Source organism: Actinosynnema sp. NPDC059797 (genome assembly GCF_042732085.1).
Classification (GTDB): Bacteria; Actinomycetota; Actinomycetes; order Mycobacteriales; family Pseudonocardiaceae; genus Actinosynnema.
On record NZ_JBHWIE010000483.1, the window covers coordinates 1 to 4493 of the forward strand.

Annotated in this window: 3 protein-coding genes; all 3 read left to right on the top strand. The window is 76.0% G+C overall.

Features of this window, described 5'->3' with window-relative positions:
• On the top strand, window positions 1–3006 hold a 3006-nt coding region (locus ACFV4N_RS40235), incomplete at its 5' end, for an AMP-binding protein (protein ID WP_499677946.1).
• 24 nt (window positions 3007–3030) lie between these two features.
• Window positions 3031–3576: a PhzA/PhzB family protein gene (locus ACFV4N_RS40240; RefSeq protein WP_499677947.1), complete on the top strand. Its 546-nt coding sequence runs from the start codon at window positions 3031–3033 to the stop codon at window positions 3574–3576.
• Window positions 3576–4484, top strand: coding sequence for a PhzF family phenazine biosynthesis protein (locus ACFV4N_RS40245; RefSeq protein WP_499677948.1), 909 nt, complete (start codon window positions 3576–3578; stop codon window positions 4482–4484). The genes ACFV4N_RS40240 and ACFV4N_RS40245 overlap by 1 nt, the downstream gene beginning before the upstream one ends.
• Window positions 4485–4493 lie beyond the last annotated feature (9 nt).

Here is a 4493-nt window from a genome sequence, read left to right on the forward strand (position 1 = left end):
GCCGCCGTCGCCGGCGTCCCGGGGTGGCCCCCGGCCCGCCTCGGCGGGGGCACCGGGGAGGCCGTGGTGGTCCCCGGCGAGCGCGCCGCCGCGGTGCGGCAGGCCGTCGCCGCCGACGAGGCGGAGGCGTCCGCGGCCCTCGCCGCGCACGCCGCGAACCCCCTCGACACCGCGGCCGGACCCCTGCTCTCGGTGCTGCTGGTGGCCCTGCCCGGGCGCAGCGCCCTGGGGCTCGTGGCGCACCGGCTCGTCTGCGACCAGGGCTCGCTGGTGGCGGTCGTCGAACGGCTCGCGGAGCACTACGACGCCCGCGCGACGGCCACCGGCCCGGCCCCGGACGCCGTTCCCGCGTTCCTCCCACCCGCGGGGACGGCGTCACCGGGGGACGACTCCCCGATCACCGCCCTCCACGACGAGCTGCGCGAGGTGCCGCTCGACGTGGCGCTGCCCGGCATGTGGCCGCGCCCGGCGGCCCCCCGGTACGGCGTGGCCCACCACCGGGTCGAACTGGACCAGGAGGTGGGCGAGGCGGTCCGCTCCGTCGCCCGCCGGCTCGGCGTGCCGACCGCGACGGTCCACCTCGCCGCGTTCCGCGCGCTGCTGCACCGGTTCGCCCGCCAGGACGCCGTCCTGGTCATGGCCGAACTCGACCGGCGCCCGGCCGACGCCGGACCGGGCTGCTGGACCGACCTCGTCCCGCTCGCCCTGACCGGCGCCCGCGACCTGGCGTTCGCGGACCTGGTGACCGACACCGACCGCCGGCTGGCCGAGGCCCGCGACCGCCTCCCCGTGCCGCTCCCCGAACTGTCCCGGCGGCTGCACCAGGACACCGCCGGGCCGACCCTCGGCCGGGTCTCCTTCGCCGAGCGCCCGGCCGACCGCACCCTGCCCGTGGCGGGCGGCGCCTGGCGGTGCCGCGTCGCCGACCCCGCGGCCGGCGAGTTCGACCTCGGCCTCGTGCTGCGCGAGGGCGACGGCCACGCGGCGTGCCACACCGCGTCGTTCGCCTACGACCCGGACCTGCTCCCGGCGTGGGCGGTGGCCACGATCGCCCGCAGCCACCTGTGCCTGCTGCGCTCCGCCACGGCGACGCCCGACCGCGCCACCGGCGACCTGGAGCTGGTCGACCCGCTCGACCGGCGGATGCTGCTGGAGGACTGGAACGGCCCGGCCGACCTCGTCCCGGTCACCGCGCCCGTGCCCGTGCTGTTCGAGGCCCGCGCGGCGGCGCGCCCGGACGCCACCGCCGTGCACGAGAACGGCGTGACCCACACCTACGCGCGGCTGAACGCCCGCGCGAACCAGGTCGCGCACGCCCTGCTCGCCCACGGGGTCCGCAAGGGCGACGTCGTCGGCGTCCACGTCCCGCGCTCGGCCGAGTGGGTCGTCGGCTACCTCGCCGCCTACAAGATCGGCGCGGTGGTCGTGGCGCTCGACCCCGGCGCGCCGCCGTCCCGCCTCGAAGCCGCCATCGCCGCCTCACCGCCCGCCGCCGTCGTCTCGACCACCTCGGTGCCCGACTCGCCGGCCATCGGGGACGCCGGCGCCGTCCGCGTCGACGTCGACTCCGAGGACGTGCGGCAGCGGGCCGAGCACAACCCGGGCGTGCCCCTCGACCTGGACGACCTCGCCTACGTCGTGCAGACCTCCGGGTCCACCGGCCGCCCCCGCGCGGTGTTCGGGGTGCACCGCGCCCACGCGCACCTCGCCCTCGAAGTGGCCGCCGTCATGCGGATCACGCCCGACTCCCGCATGTCGTGGTTGGTCGACGCGGCGGCGGGCATCTCCATCTCGCTGGTGTGGCGGACGCTGTGCGCCGGCGCGGCGCTGCACATCGCCGGCGACGACGAGCTGGTCTCACCGGTCCGGCTGCGGCAGTGGCACCTGGACCACGGGATCACCCACACCTTCGTCACCACCCAGCTGGCCGCGCCCCTGACGGCCCTGGAGTGGCCCGACGACTGCGCGCTCGGGGTCATGGAGGTCGGCGGGGAGAAGGTCCGCCGGTGGCCGCCCGCCGAGCTGCCGTTCGAGGTGGTCGTCGCCTACGGCAGCAACGAGGCGTTCCTCGTGACGAGCATGCTGTTCCCCTGGGAGCACCGCGTGACCGCGCGCACCGCGACCGAGGACGACCGGCGGCAGCCGCCCCCGGTGGGCCGCCCGCTGCCGGGCGTCCACGTGTACGTCGTGGACGCCGACCTCCGGCTCCTCCCGCCCGGCGTGGTCGGCGAGGTCTGCGTGGCCTCGCCGGAGCTGATGCTGGGCTACCTCGGCGAGCCCGCCGAGACCGCCCGGCGCGTCCGGCCCAACCCCTTCGGGCCGCCGGGCTCGCGCCTGCTGTGGACCGGGGACATCGGCTCGGTCCGGCCCGACGGCATGCTGGAGCTGACCGGCCGCCTCGACGACATGGTCAAGGTCCGCGGGTTCCGCGTCGAACCGGCGGCGGTCGAGGCGATCCTGGTCGACCACCCCGCCGTGCGCGCGGTCGCGGTGGTGGCCGTCGCCGACGCGGCGGGCCACAACCAGCTCGTCGCCTGCTACGTCGCCGACCGGCCGGTGACGCCCGAGGTGCTGCGCGCCCACATGGTCGACCACGCGCCCGCCTACATGGTCCCGATCGCCTACGTACCAATGGAGCGCCTGCCGGTGGGCGTGCTCGGCAAGGTCGACCGCAAGCGGCTGCCGCCGGCGGACTGGAGCGCCTACCGGCCGCGCGCCTCCTACCGCGCGCCGGCGACCCCCGACGAGGCCGTCCTCACCCGGATCTGGGCCGAGGTGCTGGAGGACGACCGCGTCGGGGCCGACGACGACCTCGTGGACCTGGGCGGCAGCTCCCTGCACGTCGGGCGCGTGCAGGTGCGGATCCTGGAGCAGCTGGGCGTCGAGGTGGGCATCAGGCAGATCTTCGAGACCCCGACGCCGCGGGCCATCGCCGCGGTGCTCCGGCGCGACGCGACGCCGCGGCGCAGACCGCTGCCGCCGGTGCGGTCGCGCCGCCGCGGGTGACCCGACGACACGAGGAGGCACACCTTGTCCGCGGAACCCACGACGGAACCCACGACGGAGTTCACGACCGGTCCGGACGACCGGGACCTCAGGCGCCGCAACCGGGCCACCGTCGTCCGGTACATGGAGGACATCGCCGGCGAACGGCGGCTGCGGCGGCACCTGCTGTTCGCGGAGGACGGCAGCGCCGGCCTGGTCACCACCGACACCGGCGCGCCCATACTCATGACCGGCGCCGACCGGCTGGCGGCCCACGGCGCGTGGTCGCTGGAGATCTTCCCCGACTGGGCCTGGTACGACGTCGAGGTCTTCGAGACGCAGGACCCCAACCGGTTCTGGGTCGAGTGCGACGGCCGGGGCCACGTGCTGTTCCCGAAGTACGGCAAGAGGTGGTACGAGAACCACTTCATCCACTACTTCCGGCTCCGCGACGGCCTCATCGTCGAGCAGCGCGAGCACATGAACCCCGTCCGCCAGCTCCGGGCGCTCGGCATCGAGGTGCCGACCATCGACCGCGGCGCCGTGCCGTCGGACGACGCGCCGCCGGCGCTCGCCGAGCAGCCGGGCTGATGGGGCCCGCGACGCGGACCCTGCGGTACTTCGTGGTCGACGCCTTCACCCGGACGCCGCTCGCCGGCAACCCGGTGGCGGTCTTCGTCGACGCCGACGACGTGCCGGCACGGCAGATGCAGGCCCTGGCCCGGGAGCTGAACCTCTCGGAGAGCACGTTCGTGCTCCGGCCGCGGCGGCCCGACAGCGACTACCGGGTCCGGATCTTCACCCCGGTCAACGAGCTGCCCTTCGCCGGCCACCCGCTCCTGGGCACGGCGATCGCCCTGGCCAACAACACCGACACCGGGCCCACCCTCGCCCTGGAGACCGAGCGCGGCGTGGTCCCGTTCGAGCTGGAGCGGTCCGGCGGGACCGCCGTCGTGGCCCGCATGGACCAGCCCATCCCGACCTGGGGACCCTACGAGCACGAGGAGTTCCTGCTCCGTGCGCTCGGCGTCGACGAGCCCGCGGTGCCGGTGGCGGCGTTCCGCAACGGGCCGCGCCACGTCCTCGTGGGCACGACGATCGACCACCTCAAGAGGGTCAGCCCGGACCAGCGGATGCTCGCCGAGCTGCCGGACATGGCCGCGCACTGCTTCGCCCCGTCCGGCGACGGGTGGGGCAACCGGATGTTCTCCCCGGCGTACGGCGTGGTGGAGGACGCGGCCACGGGCTCCGTGGCCGGGCCGCTGGCGATCCACCTCGGCCTGCACGGGCTCGCGGCGTTCGGCGAGGAGGTCACCATCTTCCAGGGCGTCGAGATGGGCCGGCCGTCCACGATGCACGCCCGCGTCACCGGGTCCGCCGAGCGGGTCGAGCGGGTGGAGGTCTGGGGCGCCGGCGTGCAGGTGGCCGAAGGGGTGTTCGCGCTGCCGGCCGAGGCTCCCGGGCTCCTCGGTCCAGCTCGTCGGGAAGGGGTGTGGTGAGGGTGGCGG